21 protein-coding genes and 2 tRNA genes are annotated in these 20,063 nt (G+C 59.3%); 2 read left to right on the top strand and 21 right to left on the bottom strand.

Annotated features, from left to right (window positions below):
* The 12 genes from eno to ACMNI9_RS09045 all read right to left on the bottom strand — a co-directional run.
* Positions 1-1,292: phosphopyruvate hydratase (eno, locus tag ACMNI9_RS09100; RefSeq protein WP_216529371.1), on the bottom strand; the 1,292-nt coding region annotated here is incomplete at its 3' end.
* A 182-nt stretch (positions 1,293-1,474) separates the two neighbouring features.
* Entirely contained in the window at positions 1,475-2,332 is an 858-nt protein-coding gene (locus ACMNI9_RS09095; RefSeq protein WP_216529370.1) for an energy-coupling factor transporter transmembrane component T family protein, read from the bottom strand.
* A gap of 183 nt (positions 2,333-2,515) precedes the next feature.
* Positions 2,516-3,079, bottom strand: coding sequence for a 50S ribosomal protein L17 (gene rplQ, locus ACMNI9_RS09090; protein ID WP_114567398.1), 564 nt, complete (start codon positions 3,077-3,079; stop codon positions 2,516-2,518).
* Between the two features lie 12 nt (positions 3,080-3,091).
* Complete coding sequence (locus tag ACMNI9_RS09085; RefSeq protein WP_114567399.1) at positions 3,092-4,042, bottom strand: DNA-directed RNA polymerase subunit alpha; 951 nt, start codon at positions 4,040-4,042, stop codon at positions 3,092-3,094.
* A 29-nt stretch (positions 4,043-4,071) separates the two neighbouring features.
* The gene (rpsD, locus tag ACMNI9_RS09080) at positions 4,072-4,698 is read right to left on the bottom strand and encodes a 30S ribosomal protein S4 (protein ID WP_114567400.1); all 627 of its coding nucleotides are present in this window, start codon (positions 4,696-4,698) and stop codon (positions 4,072-4,074) included.
* Between the two features lie 19 nt (positions 4,699-4,717).
* Complete coding sequence (rpsK, locus tag ACMNI9_RS09075) at positions 4,718-5,116, bottom strand: 30S ribosomal protein S11 (protein WP_009306916.1); 399 nt, start codon at positions 5,114-5,116, stop codon at positions 4,718-4,720.
* 11 nt (positions 5,117-5,127) lie between these two features.
* A complete protein-coding gene (gene rpsM, locus ACMNI9_RS09070) occupies positions 5,128-5,496 on the bottom strand; it encodes a 30S ribosomal protein S13 (protein WP_114567401.1) in 369 nt (122 codons plus the stop codon).
* Between the two features lie 22 nt (positions 5,497-5,518).
* The gene (gene rpmJ, locus ACMNI9_RS09065) at positions 5,519-5,632 is read right to left on the bottom strand and encodes a 50S ribosomal protein L36 (RefSeq protein WP_006363204.1); all 114 of its coding nucleotides are present in this window, start codon (positions 5,630-5,632) and stop codon (positions 5,519-5,521) included.
* A 101-nt stretch (positions 5,633-5,733) separates the two neighbouring features.
* Positions 5,734-5,952, bottom strand: a complete 219-nt coding sequence (gene infA / locus ACMNI9_RS09060; protein WP_114567402.1) for a translation initiation factor IF-1 — start codon at positions 5,950-5,952, stop codon at positions 5,734-5,736.
* A 296-nt stretch (positions 5,953-6,248) separates the two neighbouring features.
* Positions 6,249-6,818: an ECF transporter S component gene (locus ACMNI9_RS09055; protein WP_114567403.1), complete on the bottom strand. Its 570-nt coding sequence runs from the start codon at positions 6,816-6,818 to the stop codon at positions 6,249-6,251.
* Between the two features lie 112 nt (positions 6,819-6,930).
* Positions 6,931-7,974 (bottom strand): twin-arginine translocation signal domain-containing protein, encoded by a 1,044-nt coding sequence (locus ACMNI9_RS09050; RefSeq protein ID WP_418831721.1) that lies wholly within the window; start codon positions 7,972-7,974, stop codon positions 6,931-6,933.
* A 132-nt stretch (positions 7,975-8,106) separates the two neighbouring features.
* The gene (locus ACMNI9_RS09045) at positions 8,107-9,612 is read right to left on the bottom strand and encodes a helix-turn-helix transcriptional regulator (protein WP_418831719.1); all 1,506 of its coding nucleotides are present in this window, start codon (positions 9,610-9,612) and stop codon (positions 8,107-8,109) included.
* A gap of 140 nt (positions 9,613-9,752) precedes the next feature.
* Between ACMNI9_RS09045 and ACMNI9_RS09040 the strand changes: the two genes are divergently transcribed.
* Complete coding sequence (locus ACMNI9_RS09040; RefSeq protein ID WP_418831718.1) at positions 9,753-10,679, top strand: FAD:protein FMN transferase; 927 nt, start codon at positions 9,753-9,755, stop codon at positions 10,677-10,679.
* Between the two features lie 77 nt (positions 10,680-10,756).
* Here the strand turns inward: ACMNI9_RS09040 and ACMNI9_RS09035 are convergent.
* Positions 10,757-10,830: transfer RNA gene (locus ACMNI9_RS09035), tRNA-Gln, on the bottom strand.
* A gap of 57 nt (positions 10,831-10,887) precedes the next feature.
* A tRNA-Lys gene (locus tag ACMNI9_RS09030) sits at positions 10,888-10,963 on the bottom strand.
* 172 nt (positions 10,964-11,135) lie between these two features.
* On the opposite strand from ACMNI9_RS09030, the gene ACMNI9_RS09025 reads away from it, so the two are divergent.
* The gene (locus ACMNI9_RS09025) at positions 11,136-11,837 is read left to right on the top strand and encodes a Crp/Fnr family transcriptional regulator (protein WP_418831716.1); all 702 of its coding nucleotides are present in this window, start codon (positions 11,136-11,138) and stop codon (positions 11,835-11,837) included.
* A gap of 64 nt (positions 11,838-11,901) precedes the next feature.
* Here ACMNI9_RS09025 and ACMNI9_RS09020 read toward each other — a convergent pair whose 3' ends face one another.
* The 7 genes from ACMNI9_RS09020 to ACMNI9_RS08990 all read right to left on the bottom strand — a co-directional run bounded on the left by ACMNI9_RS09020 (position 11,902) and on the right by ACMNI9_RS08990 (position 19,594).
* Positions 11,902-13,149, bottom strand: a complete 1,248-nt coding sequence (locus ACMNI9_RS09020; RefSeq protein ID WP_418831714.1) for a molybdopterin molybdotransferase MoeA — start codon at positions 13,147-13,149, stop codon at positions 11,902-11,904.
* A gap of 59 nt (positions 13,150-13,208) precedes the next feature.
* A complete protein-coding gene (locus ACMNI9_RS09015; RefSeq protein ID WP_418831712.1) occupies positions 13,209-14,462 on the bottom strand; it encodes a nitrogenase component 1 in 1,254 nt (417 codons plus the stop codon).
* A complete protein-coding gene (locus ACMNI9_RS09010) occupies positions 14,462-15,748 on the bottom strand; it encodes a nitrogenase component 1 (RefSeq protein WP_418831710.1) in 1,287 nt (428 codons plus the stop codon). The genes ACMNI9_RS09015 and ACMNI9_RS09010 overlap by 1 nt, the downstream gene beginning before the upstream one ends.
* 2 nt (positions 15,749-15,750) lie before the next feature.
* The gene (locus ACMNI9_RS09005) at positions 15,751-16,539 is read right to left on the bottom strand and encodes an AAA family ATPase (RefSeq protein ID WP_418831708.1); all 789 of its coding nucleotides are present in this window, start codon (positions 16,537-16,539) and stop codon (positions 15,751-15,753) included.
* A gap of 118 nt (positions 16,540-16,657) precedes the next feature.
* Entirely contained in the window at positions 16,658-17,764 is a 1,107-nt protein-coding gene (locus ACMNI9_RS09000) for an ABC transporter substrate-binding protein (RefSeq protein WP_418831707.1), read from the bottom strand.
* 13 nt (positions 17,765-17,777) lie between these two features.
* Positions 17,778-18,605: an ABC transporter ATP-binding protein gene (locus tag ACMNI9_RS08995; protein WP_418831705.1), complete on the bottom strand. Its 828-nt coding sequence runs from the start codon at positions 18,603-18,605 to the stop codon at positions 17,778-17,780.
* Positions 18,605-19,594, bottom strand: coding sequence for a FecCD family ABC transporter permease (locus tag ACMNI9_RS08990; protein WP_418831703.1), 990 nt, complete (start codon positions 19,592-19,594; stop codon positions 18,605-18,607). The genes ACMNI9_RS08995 and ACMNI9_RS08990 overlap by 1 nt, the downstream gene beginning before the upstream one ends.
* Positions 19,595-20,063 lie beyond the last annotated feature (469 nt).

Raw genomic sequence — 20,063 nt, 5'->3', positions numbered from 1 at the left:
TAGCGCTTGATGTTGTAGAACGCAGCCATACCGGCATACGTCGACTGAGCGTCAAGCTCTTCCTCGATGCGAAGCAGCTGGTTGTACTTCGCCACGCGGTCGCTGCGGCACGGCGCGCCCGTCTTGATCTGGCCGGTGTTGCAGGCCACGGACAGGTCGGCGATGGTGGTGTCCTCGGTCTCGCCCGAGCGGTGGCTCATGACGCACGCATAGCCGGCCTGCTTCGCCATTTCGATGGCCTCAAGCGTCTCGGTCAAGCTGCCAATCTGGTTCACCTTGATAAGAATGGCGTTCGCGCAGCCCATCTCGATGCCCTTGGCAAGACGCTTGGAATTCGTGACGAACAGGTCGTCGCCCACCAGCTGCACGCGATCGCCGATGCGCTCGGTCAGCTGCTTCCAGCCGTCCCAGTCCTCTTCGGCCATGCCGTCTTCGATGGAGATGATGGGGTACTTGTTGACCAAAGCCTCCCAGTAGTCGACCATTTCGGCGCTCGTCAGCTCGCGACCCTCGCCGGCCAGCACGTACTTCTGCTTCTCGGCATCGTAGAACTCGGTTGAAGCCGGGTCCATAGCGAACATGATGTCGGAACCGGGCTTGTAGCCAGCAGCCTCGCATGCCTTCATCACGTACTCGAGCGGCTCTTCGTTCGTCTTGAAGTTCGGAGCGAAACCGCCTTCATCGCCCACGCCGCCGCCAAGGCCGGCATCGTGCAGAACCTTCTTCAGCGTGTGGTAGATCTCAGCGCACCAGCGCAGCGCTTCGGCAAACGAGTCGGCGCCGACCGGCATGATCATGAACTCCTGGAAGTCCACGTTGTTGTCGGCATGCGCGCCGCCGTTCAGAATGTTCATCATGGGCGTGGGAAGCAGATGCGCGTTCACACCGCCGACGTACTTGTACAGAGGAAGTTCGGCGGACTCTGCAGCAGCCTTCGCCACGGCCAGGGACGCGCCCAGGATGGCGTTCGCACCCAGCGCGCCCTTGTTGTCGGTGCCATCGATTTCCAGCATAATGTCGTCGACGAAGCGCTGGTCGTCGGCTTCCACGCCAATCAGGGCGTCGGCGATTTCGCCGTTCACATGAGCAACCGCATCGAGCGTCCCCTTGCCCAAATAGCGACCCTTATCGCAATCTCGCAGCTCAACAGCCTCGAACGCGCCAGTCGAAGCACCCGACGGCACAGCCGCGCGGCCGAACGAACCGTCCTCCAGCACGACCTCAACTTCCACGGTCGGATTGCCGCGCGAGTCGAGAATCTCGCGACCGAACACATCGATGATGACGCTCATGAATGCCTCCTCGTAGGATGATGACGATTTACATCAAGAGCAATCATAGCACGTCGGAAACCGGGAGACGGCAACCCTGCGCGTTTCCCATAACCGCAGCGACGAACGGCAGCCCGCAAGACCGAAGAGCATCAAGAAAGAGGCATCCAGGCGCTAAGAAACGTACAGTCTCGAATGCAGGTTCACAGCAAAATCGACAACACCGCGCACACCGCCAACCCTGCCGCCAGCACCACGCCGCTCGCCAACGAGAACGCGCGCGGCGCAAGCGAGGTACGTTCCACGTCGGGGGCGCCGTAGCAGCGCGCATCCATGGCCACAGCCAGCGAGTCGGCACGGCGAAACAACCCCACGAACAAGGGGATGAGCACCGTCTGCCAAGCCCGCAAACGCTGCCACAACCCGCCTGCGTCGAACGATGCGCCGCGCGCTTGCTGCGCATCGTGCACGCGCGCCAGCTCTTCGGCGGTAACGGGAATGAAGCGCAACGCGAGCGAGAACACCATGGCTATATCGTCCACCGGAACGCCAAGACGTCGCAAGGGGCGAAGAAAACTGCTTAACGCATTGGTCAACTCAGTCGACGTAGTAGTGTAGGTAACCACCAGGCTGCCCACCACAAGCAAGATGATCCGCACGGCGAAGAAGCAGCCGCGCGCAAATCCCGCAGGCACGAATCCGAACGTGCCAAACAAAGCAATCGGGGACCATGCGCCCAAAAAACCCGCCGACACGTCGCCCAACCCCGAAGGGGCGCCTGCAGCAGCCGCCTGGGCCACATCGAACGAAAACGCATTGAACACCACCGTGAACGCAACGATCACGTACACCGGCAGCATCAAACCGAACAGCCTTCGAGCGGGCACCGTCGACGCCATCGCAACAGCAGCGAACAGCAACGCGCACAACCCCAGGCCAATCCACGTATGCACCAAAAACAACGTAGCGGAATACGCAGCAAGCAGCACGAGTTTAACCCGTGCGTCGCACGCATGCACCGGCGAGGCGCCGGGAATATAAGAGCTTACGTTGATTCGCATGCAGGCAGTATGCCACAATCGGAGGATGCGCGCACGAACTGCACGAAGCCAACGCTAACGCGAGCGCGAACCGCAAGGCGCACGTCACGCCCGCAGTTCGACGATCATGCTCGCCGAACACTCAAAAAAAGGGACCCGCGCATGCGGATCCCTTTCCCATATCAGTATGAAGCGAAGCGAAAGCTATTCAGCCTTCTCCTTCTCCACAACCTCGGCCTCGACGGCTTCCACGTTCTCAGCAGCAGCCTCTTCAGCCTTGTCGGCAGCCTCGACGGCGGCTTCCTCAGCCTGAGCCTCAGCAGCCTCCTCGACCTTCTCGACCTTCTTGGGAGCAACCTTCTTCGCAGCCTTCTTGGCGGCCGGCTTCTCCTCGTCCTTCTTCTTCACGGGCTCGGTCACAAGCTCCATGATGACCATGGGGGCGTTGTCGCCCTTGCGGGGACCCAGCTTCATGATGCGGGTGTAGCCGCCCTGACGGTCCTGGAACATGCCCTGCTCGACCTTCTCGAAGATCTCGCGCACGAGTTCCTTGTCGCCCAGAGCCGCGATGGCCAGACGACGAGCATGCAGGTCGCCGCGCTTCGCCCAGGTGATGATCTTGTCGACGTCAGGACGGATCTCCTTGGCGCGCGACTCGACCGTCTTGATGCGGTCGTTCAGGAACAGGGCGTTCACCAGGCTCTTCTTCATGGCCTTGGTGTGGCTGAAGTCGGTGCCCAGCTTGCGGCCCTTGTAATTGTGTCGCATGATACGTATCTCCTATAGCTTCAAATTGAGGTCCATGGAAATGAGCTTGTCCTTCACTTCCTCGATGGACTTCGCACCAAAGTTCCTAATGTTCAGCAGGTCGTTTTCGGAGAACTCGACCAGCTGGCGAACCGAATGGATACCGGCGCGCTTCAGGCAGTTGTACGAGCGAACGGACAGGTCGAGATCCTCGATCTGCTTGTCCAGCTCGGCGTTGGACTCCTGGCCCTCCGGCGCGAAGATGGACGGAACTTCGCCCTCCTCCTCGTCGGCCATATCGGACAGGCTCAAGAACGCGCCCATGTACTGGTTCACGATGTTGGACGCGCGGCAGATGGCCTCGGTCGGCGTGATGCTGCCGTCCGTTTCCACCTCCAGCACGAGCTTGTCGTAGTCAGTACGCTGGCCCACGCGGGTGTCGGTCACGTTGAGCGTGCAGCGACGGACCGGCGAGAACAACGAGTCAACATGGATGACCCCGATGGGATCCTCCGTGCGCTTGTTGCGCTCGGCAGACACGTAGCCGCGGCCGACGCCGATGCGAACCGTCATGTCCAACTGGCCGCCATCGGAAACCGTCGCAATGACGTGCTCCGGGTTGACCAGGGTAAACTCGGTCGGGATGTCGAGGTCCGCGCCCGTAACCGTGCAAGGACCCTCCACCGACACATGCGCCGTGGCCTCTTCGATGTCGTCGTTCAGTGCAGAGAACACGAGTCCCTTGACATTCAAAACGATGTCCGTGATGTCCTCGATGACACCCTCGGCCGTCGTGAACTCATGCTGCACACCCTCGATCTGGATGGCCGTAGCCTTTGCGCCATCCAGGGACGAGAGCAGCACGCGACGCATGCAGTTGCCCAGCGTGTAGCCGTAACCGCGCTCGAGCGGTTCGACGATGAAACGCGCGACAGTATCGTTGACTTCTTCCGTTGTTACAGTAGGCCTCATGAACTCTGTCATGTGGGGTAAGCCTCCTTACTATGCCGCGATTATTTCGAGTAGAGCTCGACGATGAGCTGCTCGCGAATATCCAGATCGATCTGGTCGCGTTGCGGAAGCGCGAGAACGCTGCCCTGAAGTTTCTCGATGTCAACCTCAAGCCATGCCGGCACCTGCACGCGCTCGTTGGAGATCAGCGCGCTCTTGATGACCAACATGTCCTGAGCCTTGGGAGCAACGGCAACCACGTCGCCCGGACGAACGCGGAACGACGGGATGTCGACGCGACGACCGTTGACAACGATGTGACCGTGACGCACCTGCTGGCGAGCCTCCGCGCGAGACTTCGCAAAGCCCAGGCGGTAGACGACGTTGTCCAGACGGCTTTCCAGGATGCGAAGCAGGTTCTCACCCGTAACGCCCTGCTGACGGTTGGCCATATCGTAGTAATGACGGAACTGCTTCTCCAGAACGCCATAGATACGCTTGGTCTTCTGCTTCTCGCGCAGCTGAGTGCGATATTCGCTTTCCTTGATGCGCTTTTTGCCGGCTTCGCCCGGCGCGTAGTTACGGCGCTCGATTGCGCACTTCTCCGTGTAGCAGCGGTCGCCCTTCAGGAAGAGCTTCGCACCTTCACGACGGCACAAACGGCAGTCCGCTCCAGTATAACGAGCCATAATACTTAGATCCTTTCAGCTACACGCGACGACGCTTGCGCGGACGGCAACCGTTGTGCGGGATGGGTGTGCAATCCTGAATGCTGGCAATCTCCAAGCCGGCGGCCTGCAGAGAGCGGATGGCCGTCTCGCGACCCGAACCCGGGCCCTTGACGAACACGGACACCTTGCGCAGGCCATGCTCCATCGCCGTCTTCGCAGCGGCCTCGGCGGCCATCTGAGCAGCGAACGGAGTGGACTTGCGCGAGCCCTTGAAGCCCACCGTGCCGGCGGACTGCCACGAGATCACATTGCCCTGAGGATCGGTGATGCTCACGATCGTGTTGTTGAACGTAGACTTGATATGCGCAGCGCCAACGGCGATGTTCTTACGCTCGGAGCGCTTAATGCGCGTGCGCACGTTTTTCTTAGCTGCCACTTCTAGCTACCTCACTTTTTCTTTCCGCCGATTTGCTTACGAGGACCCTTGCGCGTGCGCGCGTTCGTGTGCGTGCGCTGTCCGCGAACGGGCAGGCCGCGACGATGGCGGAGTCCACGATAGCAACCGATCTCCATGAGGCGCTTGACGTTCTGAGAAACCTCGCGGTGCAGGTCGCCCTCCACCTTGATGTTGCCCTGGATGTAGTCGCGCAGCTTCTGCAGATCATCTTCCGTGAGGTCCTTCACGCGGACGCTCGGATCAACGCCGGTCTCGGCGAGGATCTGCTTGGAAGTGGTCAGGCCAATGCCGTAGATGTAGGTCAAGCCGACTTCAATGCGCTTGTCGCGAGGAAGGTCGACACCAACAAGACGTGCCATAGGTTATATCTCCTCTTTCTTCCTAGCCCTGACGCTGCTTATGGCGCGGGTTCTCGCAGATAACGAGGACCTTGCCATGGCGTCGGATGATTTTGCACTTGTCGCACATTTTCTTGACCGAAGGACGTACCTTCATAATCATTTCCTTTCGGTTATGCGTTCCCGTCTATACTCCACACCCAGCCGCAGGTGAGAATTTTCTTAACTGATTAACGCGCTTGACGCAAAAAACTGCGCCTACTTGAAACGATACGTGATACGGCCGCGATTCAGGTCGTAGACGGAAAGCTCAACCGTCACCTTGTCTCCCGGCAGGATCTTGATGTAGTGCATACGCATCTTGCCAGAGATATGGGCCAATATCTTGTGTCCGTTTTCGAGCTCAACCCTAAACATAGCGTTCGGCAACGCTTCTAGGACAGTTCCCTCAAGCTCGATTACATCTTCTTTGCTCAAAAGTGCTCCTTCAAAGCAGGTCGTTATAAGCAGCAACGATAGATTCTACCAAATAAAGTGTAGATTGAGCAAGAGAATTTTTTGGGCACAGAAAGCCAACAAACCGTTGGTTCGAATATGCCTGCATGTCAGGCGTGCGGTTCGGAACCGCGCAGTCCGCATAAGGAGCAGGACCGCCAGGTACTCGCGCGATGCGCAGCCGCCTTGTCGGCTTCGACGGGGTCGGGCGCGTTTTAAGGGTGGACGCTCCGTCAGAGAAATAAGTATAGGCATTTTGCCTGCAAGGTCAAGGGTATTTAATGTGAAGAAGACGAGCCAAGATCCGACTCCCCCAGCAAAGCCGCCAGCTTCCGGTACGAGACAATGGCCAAAACCGAGTTCGCCAACGCCTTGAGCACGTTGAACGGCAGCAGCGCGGGAAACACGAGCGCGGCAACCTGCTGATACGTCGCCTCAACGTACAGCGGCATCACCACGAAATTCAAACAGACGGAAACGGCCGTAGACGCGGCCACGCCAGCCGCGCAGCCCAATACCACATACAGCAAGCATGGCTTGCGACGATACACCGCCCCCACCACCATAACAAGGGAGACGGTTGCCATGATGTTCATGAACGCGCCCAAGGGGTCGGTAATCAAATGGGGTATCCACGAAGCAACCGCCACGCCGACCCCTATCCAAGAGCCGTACAGCACGGTGGCCAGCAACGACACCGCACCGGAGGGGTCGTACTTCAGCCATTCGGCGCCCGGGACCACTGGAAGCTCGACAAAGCTGAGGACCATCGCCATCAAGACAAGCAGGCCGATGGCGGCACCCTGCTTGGGAGATCGGTTACGTCGCTCGTACGGCAATGCGTCCATAGAGTCTCCTATCCGGCTTTCCGCCTATTATAATGCGCTCGGCAAGCAACGGCGAAGCGATCCGACGCGTACGACAATCGGCTCGCTTCGCAAGGGGAACGGAACAGCGGATCTAAGCAGCCTTGGCAGCCTCTACCGCCGCCTTCACATAGCCGGCGGTGTCCACAAGCGTCGCACCGGAAACGGCGTCAGGGCCCTTCGCCTTCACGTCGGAGATCTTCTGGCCGGCCACAAACGATTCGATGGCCTCCATGGACTCAATCCATGGCGTAGTGGCCTGGGCCTTCTCCTTCATCATCGCGGAATACGCTTCGGAGTTCACCGACTTGGACATGAGCATCTGGCCCTCGGCGTAACCGGCGGCAAACGCTGCATCGGAATTCGGTACGGGAACGAAGCCTTCGGAAGACGTGGCGACGAACTGGAACTCGTCGATGCTCGTTGCAACCAGCACGTCGTCTTGCACGAGCGAAACGGCTTCGGCAAACGCCTTGTCGCCATGCGCAGCGGCGTTGACGCGCCCTAGCTTGAGGTTCGATCCATCACCCGAATACGTGCCCGACGAGGTGATGGCGTCGCTTTGAGCAACTTCGGACACCAGCTTAAGATAGTTGGGAGCGTCGACGAGCGTAGCCCCCGACACCGTATCGATGCTGGCCTTCTTCAGCTCCGAAGGCTTCTTGCCAACGCAGTAGTCTTCGATAGCGCGCATGGACGTGAGCCAAGGCTGCGTGGCCTGCGCCTTCTCCTTCATCATTGCGGAATACGCATCGGTGTTCACGGTTTTCGACATGAGCACCTGACCCGTTGCGTAGCCGGCCGCAAGCCCGGCATCGGAATTCGGAACCGGCGTGATGCCCGTCGAACCGGCCGGCATGAATTGGTAATCGTCCACGCTCACGGCAAGGATCGAGCCGTCATCTGCCGTAGCGACGACCACGCTTGTGAAGCATTTGTCACCGTGAGCCGCGCCGTAGCCGCGATGAAGGGTAACCGCGTTCGAGGAGCCGCCCGAACCGACTGCGGGCGTCGCGCCTTCGGATGTTGCAGCGGCGCCGCTTGGCGCGCACGAACCCAGCATGGAAGCGCCTGCCGCGCCCAGCGCTACGATAATGCTCCCCTTGAGAAAATCACGACGAGTGACTTGCAGTTCCATGGTAGCCTCCCTTGAAGTATCTTCAAACAACGAGGCCACCATACGAGCCGAAGCAAGGGGAATCTATCGTCAAAACGAGGGGACTTGCTCCCCACCTGGCATGTTCTTTCTAAACGAAAAGGGGGAGATTGCTCAAACGCCTTCGTCAGCCTGGTCATCGAGCAGCTTGAACAGCTCTTCGCGCGACGACACGCCAAGCTTGCGATAGATGTTCTTGCGATGGCTGCGCACCGTGGATTCGGCCACCGTCAGTTCTTCGGCAACGAAAATCGACGTGTGCCCACGACCCAAAAGCAGCAAGATCTCGGCTTCTCGAGCAGTCAGACGATGCTTTTCCGCCAGCTGGGCGCAACGACGCAGGTAATCTTCCCGCGCGTCAGGCAAAGCCGACTCCGCAGCATCGATGCCTTCAAGCATGACGCGCCACAGCCGCGAGCTGGGCGTGACCATGAGGACAACGGCCATGATCACGAACAGTACGATGAGGATCTGGTAGCGATACGCGCCCAGGACGCCCGCGTTGGCGCTGGCGTCCGAAAGCAGGCACACCAGACAGCTGAATATAATCATGATGCCGCCAGCGGGCAACGCGAGAGAGCGCATGCGACCCGCCATGGAAACGAGCATTGCCGACATAATGAGCGCGTAGACCGTGCAGAACGCAAGAGAACCCACCACCATCGCCGAACGCTGAAGCGGCGGATCGACAAACGCGGTTGCGGCAAACGTCGCGAAAGCCATCAGCGGCAAGAAGAAGCGATAGGAAAAGTTGATCAGGGCTTGGTCCGTCTTCAGAAACGCAAGGAGCACCATAGCGGCTTCGACGAGCAAGCCAGCCCATGCCAACGGCGCCATCCCCCACTCCATCGTCTGCGCCAAGCTGCTGTCGGCAACGAACAGCAGCAACATGGAAAACGGCATGACCGCGAAGAACAGCGCCCGGGAAAGCGGCGTCTTGAAATCCCCGGTCCCTTCCACTACGGAAACGTCCAGATGGCCGAACACGTCCCACCAGTTCGCGCCCGATTGCGCCAAGCGATCGTCCTCACGCTGCGAGCGAAAGAACAGCCGAGCGCATCCCGCAAGGGAAAGAGCCGCCGCGCACGTAAGCGCTACGCGCGCCGCATCAACGTTGAGCATCGGCAACAAAGCGCTGCTGGCAAACAGGCCGAGCGCGGAAGCCCAAACCACCGCCAACGCGCGTCGAAACGCGAGCACGCGCAGCCGGCTCACCCAAACAAGGCTCATGACGGCCGCTCCGAACCCCATCATAAGGCCGCATCCCGTCTCAACAAGGGATCCATCGACAACCCCGAAGCTCCACAGATCGAGCAGAGCATATCCAAGCGCGTAACAACCTAAGGCCAATAGCACGACCGTGCGGTTCAGCCGAGCATGCGCCGTTTTGAGCAAGCAGACGAACAGGAACGCGAGCGACGTGAACATAGCGGCAAGCGAGAGCGCCGTCGAGAACGAAACGGCCGGCAAAAACGAACCCGCGCCAAGGGCTGGGGTCGTCGCGCGCTGCCAAAACTCGAGAACGGGCAAAAGCAGGGGAACGCTCATGCAGAAGGAAAGAAGAGCAACCGTGTCGAACGCATCGAACTGCGGGATGAGGCCTCGCTTTTCAGGCTGCATTGCGTTTCTCCTTCCACCGCTCGTTCGCCGTGGCATCGGCCGACGCCGCTTACCCGCGTCGCGTGCCGCACCTGCAGCACGACTCCAAAGAAAGTATACTGTTCCAGTAGCGTATGTCGCTTCACGTTGAAGGGAACGGTATGGTTTCTCGGGAGTTCTTTCGGTTCAACACCACCAACACCATCAGTGCGGAGACCGACGATGCAAGCATCATCGACCGAGCCGTGGCATGGTGCGACCGCTGCGAGCTTTTGCTCTCGCGGGTTGATCCCGCAAGCGAGCTGTTTCGGCTCAACCATGCGCGCGGCGTTCCGACCGACGTCGATCCCGGGCTGGCAACGTTCATCGACACGGCGTTGGCATACTGCCGCGCCACCGACGGGCTGTTCGACATCACCATGGGAAGCGCAACGCAACTCTGGGACTTCAAACGGCAAACGATCCCCAACCCCGACGATCTGGCTGCAGCGCTGCGCCACGTGGACTACCGAAACGTTGCCGTGACGGGCTCGACCGTGACGCTGCACGACCCGCTGGCCTGCGTTGACTTGGGCGGCATCGCGAAAGGACACATCGCCGACGGCATCCTTGCGCTGTTGCGCGAGAGCGGCGTCGAGCGCGCGTTGGTCAACCTGGGAGGCAATGTGGCGGTTATGGGAGGCAAGCCCGACGAAACGCCGTGGCGGGTGGGTATCCGAAAGCCCTTTCCTTCAAGCGCCCTGCCGATGCTAGATTCGTTCGCCTGCGTAAGCGTTCGCGACGGATCGGTGGTGACGAGCGGCATATACGAGCGCGCGTTCGAGCGCGACGGCACGCTGTACCACCACATTCTGGATCCGCGCACCGGCTTTCCCGCGCAGACCGACCTGCTGAGCGCCACCGTGGTTTCGCGCGCTTCGCTTGACGCGGACGGGTTCACTACGGCGCTCGTCATCATGGGCGCCGATCGCGCGCTTGCGTTTGCGGAGAGCCATCCGTCGTTGGAAGCCGTGCTAGTAACGAACGAGGGCGATGTGCTGGCAACATCCGGGATAGGAAGCGACATCCCCTTCGAACTGCTGGAATAAAAACGCCGCCCACGCGGAGCGGCGAAGCAAAATGCGGTGCGCGATGCACTGATGCGAACGACATGAGCGGTGTGAAGTGGCTGGGCCACCAGGATTCGAACCTGGATAGCTGGTACCAAAAACCAGAGTCCTGCCGTTGGACGATGGCCCAGTTCAGAACGGCATGCAAAAGCCGAAGCCCCTGCCATCGCGATTGGAAGGAAAAAAATGGTGGGCCGTGAGGGAGTCGAACCCGCGACCTTGGGATTAAAAGTCCCCTGCTCTACCAACTGAGCTAACGGCCCACGTCGCTCCAATGCGCGAGAATACATTTTAGCCGTGCGGACAAGACCGGTCAATGAAAATGTTTGAAGGCCCCGCAAACTCCGCCGATCGACCGCCGCCCAGTCTCACCTGCTGATTACCTCGATTCTGTATTATACTCAATCAAGAATATATTTCTGGATCGGAGCCAGCATGAACGATTCCGCCTTCCCCATCCTTGACGCACCCGCAAACGACCTTTCGCTCCTAAAGGGCATCCCCGCCAGCAAACACGGTTCCGTGCTTCGCTGCCTTAACGCCCGCATTGCGCATTTCGAAAAAGGGGACGTGCTGGCCGGGCGCGTTCGCGCACCCGCTTGCACGCGGTACCTTGTTGAAGGAGAAGCGCTAATCGTGCGCTTCGACGCGGCGGGAAACCGCTCCATCTTGGGCGGCTATCGCAAGAATTCTGTCGTCACAAGCGAACTTGCCCCGTGCTTTTGCGCATCGAACTGCCTGGACGTCATCGCCGCAGAACCGTGCACGACCATTGATTTCAATATTTCGAAAGAACTAGAGGCATGCCCCTGCTGCATCAAGCACATCAACCTGGTCAAGGGAAACCTGGTAGCCTCGCTCACCGACACGAACATGCAACTCGTCAAGCGGCTCGACACGCTAGCGAACCGATCGACGCGCGAGAAGGTGCTTGCCTACCTGCAAGAACGCGCCCTCGAAGCAGGATCGCTCTCGTTTTCCATACCCTACAACCGTCAAGAGCTGGCCGACTACCTCTACATCGAGCGCTGCGCTTTGTCGCGCGAGCTCGGACGTATGCAACGCGAGGGCATTCTGGCGTACAATCGCAATCGATTCGTACTTGAAAGGAGCGTCGAATCGCATTTCATCCGGTAGCCCACCTGCAAACGCCTCAGAAAGCCTCGTTCGTCCGGCCGCTCAAAACCGCAGCCAACGTCCATCACAAAACGTCTCCTCCATTGATCGCAAGCGGCATAGCCTCGATAAGCTCGAGCGGACGCAACAGCTCGACGCCCACCTCGTCGCCCGCATCGACGCCAGCACATCCAATGGGCAGTACCAGAATTCCATCGCTTTCGAGCAAAGCGTTCGGCACGCTTCTATCAAAAGGCAACGGCACGCAAACCAAGCCGCCCACCCCGTCCGCGCGCAACGACACGCGAGAAAGCCGCTCGAATGCAAGAGGCTTTTTCAGGTCCTCCGCCATACGGGCGCGCACCATGTGGCGACGAGGCTTCGGCACGCCTAAATAATGGGCGACCAGTCCTTTAATCAGCCAATCCATGCACAGAAAAGCCGCCAGCACCGGACCGGGCACATTTATGACGGGCACGCCGTCAATCAATGCCATGCCCACAGGACGTCCAGGAATAGCACGCACGCCATGACGAAAGTAATCCCCGCGCTCCTCGAGCATGCTCGAATTGAAATCCTCTTCTCCCCGCGACGATCCACCATTGACCAGCACGATATCGGCGGTTTCGAGCGCACGATCGAGCGCCGCTTCAAGCGCGGCACGATCATCGCGCACGATAGGATAGCAAAGGGCTTCTGCGCCCCATTCCGTCAGCATCCCTTGCACCATCAGGCTGTTTGCTTCGATGTTCTGCCCACGCTGCGGATACGACCCGTATGGAATCAACTCGCCGCCCGTAGGAATGTACGCCACGTTCGGACGACGCAGCACACGCACCTGCGCATGACCGCCTATAGCTAGCGAGGCTGCCAGCTCAGGGGTGAGACGTGTATGGGCCGGAACCACCACATCACCCTCACGCACGATGGACCCGCACGGATTGACTGCCGCGCCAGGACGGACGTCCAGGTTTTCACCGACGATGCGCAACGAACCATCGACGTCATAGGCTATATCCTCCACGGCAATAACCGCATCGAAGGCATCGGGAAAATCATCGCCGGTGTCGGCCTGCTCGAAATCCCAGCCGCGTCGCCACGCGGCCGTATCCGGCATGCCGTTCGCAAAATCAGCGGAACGCACGGCAATGCCGTCGCGCTTGGACGAGCGCTTCAACGGCAAAGAGCAAAGCGCGCGCACGTCGCACGCCGTCACCCGGCCGAACGCCGTGTCAAGCGGAACGATCTGAGATTCCCTTCGAACATCCCATCGATCGCACAGCTCGCGCAGGGCATCTTGGCGCGTGACGCTGTTCTCGTATACGAATTCCATCCGCTCCCTCGTCTTTCTCGTATTTGTCGGTCGCGCCTACAGGCACGGTCCTTCCTTCGCTACGCCTTGATGCAGCACTCCACGAATCGCTCGATCGCTCGATCCATGTCCGCACCCGGCAGCACGGCATCGCGCGCGAACAACGTGCTCGACACTGCTTCGTGCGGAAGCTCGAGCGCCACGGCATTCTCGAACCCGGGGATACGTCGCAACAGCGGATCCCCCACGAAAAGCATTTCAGGATGCTGCTGGCCGTACCGCACCAAATCGAGCTCTGACTCGATTTGAAAATCTCCCGGTTCGATCCAGGACGGCTCCATTGAAAAGAACGACGCCACGGAAACGGTCGGCGTCTTGCCCGAGCGCAGGAACCGAGCGCGCAACGTTGACCGCAATGCGTTCGCAGCCACATGTTCGCCCACGATAAGCACACGAGCCGCGCACGAGCATTCTTGCCGGCCTTGCCCGGCAGCGTACGCGGCATCGCGCGATCCTTCGCCCGCGATCGCTGCGCGCAAGCCTGCCGCCGCAGCATCGGCTCCCGCCCTCTCCACCGGAGAACCGACCGCAAAGGGAACGCCGAAGCGATCGCGCAGAAAGCGCGCCGCAGCCAAACCGGACCACGAAACCACCAAACTTGCATCCGCCTGCGCAGCCCGGGAAACGTCGCCCAACCCATAAGGCCGAGTTGTGCTCCATGCAATATCGAAACCTTCTGACAGCACGCATTCTTCGAGTGCCCTCAAATGCTCCTCACCCATGAAATCGTGCGGGGTCGCGCCCAGCACGTTCACTCGCGGCCGCGCAAAACCGCAAGATTTCCCATGAAGGATGCAGTCATCGAGCGGCTTCTGCGCCGCATCTATGCCGCCCGCAAACCTTCGGCACAACGCCTCCAATGCAAGCGACGTCCCGTGCTCGTACGTATCAAAACCAGTGGTGGGCAGCCCGAATGCGGGCATGCCACATCGGCATTCCACTTCGCGCGCCATACCGCGCACATCCATCCCCACAATTGCGGGGACCGGCGTTCCCACCAGCGCAACGCACGAGGGATGCAGCGCCTCGACTGCCTCGATAGTCTGATCCAGAATACGAGCATCATCGCCGAGCACCGCATCGAGCGTGCGCAGCTGAGCTGAAAACGTGCTCTTGCGGCACTTCCGCCATCGCAACTCATCGTACTCGACGTAGTTTCGCGTGCAACAACCAGCGTCGATGACGATAACCAAGCAGTTCAATCCGAACAATGCCGAGCATGCGCCCGAATAGTCGCTTGCAAAGGGCGGTAGGTACATCGAAAGCTTGGCCATTATGCACCGCTTCTCGCAGCCCGGGATGCATTAGCGCCCGTACCGCCGTCTGCGCAAGCCACGGCGCCAACCATCGCCCAAGCAAGGCGTTCGACGCCTTGAAATCCAAGAAACCCCTCGTCGTGATACATGTCGATCACATGCTGCGCGCGCACGAGAAACGCCGCGTCGGTGCCGATCGACAAGCAATCCTCTGGCAACCCGTAACCCTGAATAACCTGGTGACTTTCAGCGCGAATCACCCTGACTTGGGGGAAATGCTGCAGCAGATGACGCTCTGCGGCATCGTCGCAACCTTTAAGATGAAAACCGAACACCGCAACCACGTTGAATCCTTCTCCGAGCAAGGCCAAGGCCAGTGAAAACGGCATGAGCGATGCCGACGAATCCACCATCACCGGCAGATTTCCCACTGCGGCGCGCGCGACGGACAGCGCCGATTCGGCCGCGCGACGAGCCGGAGCAACCACGCGGATCAGCGCAGCTTCAAAGCGCTCCTTCCAGTCCAAGGCTTCAACAGGATCGCCGCGACGCAAAGCCAAGAATTGCGCAAGCTCGGCGTAGCGTCGATCGATCTCGTCCATATCGTACGTTGCATGCCAGCTCATCGAAGGGATCGAAAACCGCTCTTCCATCAATGCGGCGGCATCGTCGCCAAGGTGAGACAAGCTGATCGTGAAATCGCTTTTCGCCAGATCAAGGTACTGGCGAAACGTTTCGCACGAAACGATCTGGCGCACCTCGCTCACGCCAAGCGCGCGCAGCGCGGCATAGAGCTCGCATGTTGGCGCGGGGGCTTCGAAGTTCCCTACGAAGTTCACGGCCCGGTCGCGAGCATTCGCGCGCTCAAGCGCTTCGTACAGGCGTGTGTGGATGTTCCGAGCGGTCGAGCGCGTCATATCGGCCGCAATGGGGTTGATATGCGAAAGCAGGAAGCGCACGGGGGCGAATCGATCTCGCAAATCGATCAAAAGGCTTTCTTCATCGGTACCTAGAAAGTCGTCGATGCAGTTCACGTACAACATGATCACGCGCGGGGCCGGACGAACGGCATCCAGCAGTTGCGCCACGGCATCGACCACTTGGTTTTGGTAATCGCCCAAGACGATATCGGTCTGCGAGAACCGCAAAAACGACGCATGGTCGGCCACGCCGTTGCGCAGGGCGCGAATGCCCTGACGCCGGCCGCACGAATTCGGACAAAGATAGAGCGCGTGGCTCTCGGGGATGCGCATGATGCGCTTCGCGCGTCCCGCGCTGGGAATCTGATAGGACAACTCGGCCATCGTCAGGCTCCCCCGTTCGCTCCGCAAGCTCCACGCTTGCTGTACTCGCGAGCAGCGCCTTCCACGCCGTCGGCCAACGCTCGATACACATCGGCCGTAAGCGAGTCGGGGAACAACTCGATCACGGTGGCACCCGCGTCTTCCGCATCTTGCACAAGCGAGGACCGCGGCACGGTCGCGATCACCGAGGTACGCTCCTCGACGCAGAACCGGGAGATTTTGCCCTCTTCGTCCTCTACATTGCGCAGGTTCGCGACCAAGCCCAGCAGCTGAGCGTAGCCGCGCTTCTGGAAGCCCGCCACGGCCCGCATGATGTTGCTTGCCGCGTACAGAGACATCATCTCGCCCGAAGTGACGACGGCAACCTGGTCGGCGTAGCGTCCGCGCATCGGCATGGCGAATCCACCGCACACCACATCGCCCAGCACGTCGTACAGCACGAAGTCGGGACGGTATTCCTCGTAGGCGTGCAGCTTCTCCAAAAGGTCGAACGCCGCAATAATCCCGCGCCCCGCGCACCCCTGACCGGGTATCGGACCGCCCGCCTCCACGCACAGCACCCCGTTCGGCGCACGAAGCACGATATCGCCCAATCCAGGGTCGCCGTCACGCATGCAATCGAGCACCGTGGGCAGCGACGCGCCGCCCGTATGCAGACGCGTGGAGTCGGCTTTCGGATCGCATCCAATCTGCAATACCGTGAAACCACGAGCAGCCAGCGCAGCAGCCAAGTTGCACGTAGTTGTCGACTTGCCGATGCCTCCCTTGCCATACAAAGCCATCTTGTACATGTGTTCCTCGCTCGTCTGCACGCAACCGGCCTCTTCCCTCGCCGAAAACGCGCCGTCGCAGATCCCGGCATCAACCGCCCGCAAACTGCAACTGCGAGCGGTTGAAAAGGGAATTCGCCTATCGATAGTTGATAATGGAGTCGATCTCGGAATCCGTCATCTCGTACTCGAAGAAATGGGAATAGAAGTACTTGATATCTTCCGCTAGCTCTTTTTGGGAGTACAGCTCGGGATACATCTTGTTCATAGCCCACAGCACCGTCAACGGCTGTTCAACTGTGCGGTTGCCCCACACATGAGCTACCGTAGGCACTGCGTACACGCGCTTGTCCTGAATGGCAGGCAAGCTGGCGATGTTCGCATCGGCGTAGATGGCAGCGGTATCGGTATTGCTGGAGAAGATCACCTGCGGCTGCCATGCAAGCAGATCTTCAACGGTGTATTCGAGCGCATTTTTCTGATGCTTCTCCTTCGTCACGCTCTGACCGCCCGAGGCCGTAAGCCACCACTCGGAAATGATATGCGGGTTCTTAAGAGCTTCAACGTCACCGTATATCACCTTAAGACGATCCGAATCCGAAAGCTTCGCCGTACGGTCACCAGCCTTCTTCACCATGCCATCGAAGTACGCATTGTAATCGGCAGCACGATCTTGAGCACCGAGCACCTCGCCCATTAAGCTGACAGCCTTTTTAACGTCCTCCGTGTCGTTCCACTTCAGCACGATCACGGCCATGCCCGCCTCTTCGAGCTGCTGAGCCGTGTCCTCCATCATAGTGATGCAAAGGTCGGGAGCAAGCGCCATGGTGGCTTCCATATCAACGCCGTCGGCCGTTTCCAGAACCGGCTCCCCTTTGATCTGCGGCGCGAACTTGTACTGCATGGCCCACTTGTCATTCTTTGTGAAGTTTGCAGGCATTTCGTTAACGATCAGATCGCCTTTGCCCATGCATTCGACGAAGGCGTTCAGCACGCCCACCGAGCCAAACGTAGCCACGCTCGTCACCGTACCGGGCACCTCCACAGTGCGGCCCGTCATGTCGGTCACCGTGCGCGTTGCCGGCGCCTCCTGCTTTGCCTGGCTTTGTCCTTGCTGCTCGGCAGACGCACCAGCGCCCTTCGAGTCAGACGTCGAGCAGCCGGCCAGGCCCGCGCACGCCAATGCGGCAACCAGCGCCGCCGCGGCAACACGCGCAAGCCAACCGTTCTTGCTAGCAATTCTCATGATTCGTTCCTTTCTATTGATTTCGATCGACCATCCCTTTGGAGTCGCAAGAACGCACTCCATCGAGCAAAGGAATGCAAGTTTTGACGGATATGCCGCCCACTTCGGTTCTACCCACATACACCGGCGTGTTGTACAGCGCACTTAGACTCTCGCTGGTCACCACGAGGTCGGGAAAACCGGAAGCAACAATGCGCCCACCGTTCATGAGCGCCACCGTCGAGCATGCCAAAAATGCATGGTCGGGATAATGCGAAGTCATGAGGATGGCAAGCCCCTGCGCCGCAAGGTGCTTGATGGCTGCAAGTATCTTTACCTGGTTGTGGTAGTCGAGGTTGGCCGTAGGCTCGTCCATCACCAGCACGCGAGCCTCCTGCGCGAGCGCGCGAGCAACCAGCACCATCTGCTTTTCACCACCCGAAAGCTCTTGATAGCGACGTTCGGCCAAATGCTCGATCTGCAATCGGCGCATGGATGCAAGCGCCACATCCTTGTCGTGCAAGGAGTGAGAAGCTCCGGGCGCCAAATGAGACACGCGCCCCATGAGTACCACCTCTCGCGAAGAATACGGAAACGCCAGAGACGAGGATTGCGGCACGTAAGCCATGTGGCGAGCACGTTCTTTCGAGGTCATGGATGCAATGTTTCTCCCGTTCACAAGCACCGAACCCGCATGCGGCTTCGAAAACCCCAACAAGCAGCGGAGAAGCGTGGTTTTTCCCATACCGTTCGATCCCAGCAGGCATAGAATCTCGCCTTCGCGCAGCGAAAGCGTCACGCCTTTGAGCACGTCGCCGCGATGCGCATGGTATGCAAACCGAAGATCGTCGACTTCCAGCATCAGAGCCATTCCCTTCTCGTGCGAATAAGAAGGAACACAAACACCGGCGTGCCAATGAGCGCCGTCAACACGCCCAACGGCAGGTCGGCCAACGAAGCGCGCACAATATCGTCAATGACCAGAAGGAATATGCCGCCGATAACGAACGATCCGACGATGAGCTTGGAGTAGGACGCCCCCGTCATAGCGCGCGCGACATGCGGCACCACCATGCCGATCCAGCCAATGATGCCAGCCACCGACACGGCGCAAGCGGTCATAAGCGTTGACGCGACTATGACCACGCTTTTGACCAGCCGCACGTTCACGCCCATAGCAGCCGCTTCGTCCTCGCCCGCGGCCAGCACGTCGATCTTATGGCGAAACAGAAACAACAAAACAAGCGATAAAGAAACCGAAGGCAGTACAACCAGCAAATCGGCATTATCCCCTTTGTTAAGACTTCCCATCAGCCAAAACGTAATAGAAGGAAGCACGCTGTCAGTATCGGCAACGGTTTTGACAATAGATATGAGTGCCTGGAAGAAGCTCGATACCACCACGCCAGCCAGCACGAGAATGGTCAGGTTCTGTTTTCCGAACGCCGCACCAATGGCACACGCCACCGCGACGGCTGCAATACCGCAGACGAATGCGGATATCTGAATTTCCCACCAATTGCATCCGTTCAGCATGGCTAGAGCAGCACCGAAGCCCGCACCTGCGGACACGCCCAGAATGTCAGAAGACACCATCGGATTTTTAAACACCGTTTGATACGAAGCACCCGAAACCGAAAGTGCGCCCCCGATCAGTACCGAAAGCGTGATCTGAGGGAAACGCACATTGATCATGATCGGCTCCAGCACGGCCGCCCAGTACCGTTCAACAGGCATTATTTGGGCACGCAGGATGTCCACCACCGTTTGCACGGAAATATCGACACTGCCAATAAGAAAAGAGAGCAGGTACGCAACGAAAAGAACAACCGTAAGGAGGCCGATTTTCACCGCAAAGCCCCTACGGACTCCAACACGATTCGAAGATCTCACCCAACATCCCCCTCGCAGCGTATGTCTACATCACGAACATACTTCTATATTATTCTTAATCAAGAATAATATCGGTTGCAATTGCAACAGCATTGGAAATATCAAGCCTACGAGAAGCGAAGATGAAACCGACCGGACCGTACTTTGTGGGTGCGAATCGGAACCGTGACAGCCCTCAGGCGCGATTCGAGCGTCACGCAGCTTCGGAGTCAAGAGAAACCCCAGGTGGCGAGAATCCTGAACCGGCATCGTCGCCCGGCAGAGCCTTCAGAATTGCCCAGGTCCCGATTCGCGCCCATAAAAATGAGAGGACTGGAGCGAGCGAGGGGGCAGGCGAGGTCATTGACCCCACCTGCCCCCTCGCTCGTCTGGAAAACCTGCGCCCGCTTTGGGCGGGCGCTCGAATGCGAATTCGTTATTCGGCAGG

This window comes from Paraeggerthella sp. (assembly GCF_048427265.1).
Taxonomy (GTDB): Bacteria; Actinomycetota; Coriobacteriia; order Coriobacteriales; family Eggerthellaceae; genus Paraeggerthella; species Paraeggerthella hominis.
This window is presented reverse-complemented; position numbering and strand designations above follow the sequence as displayed.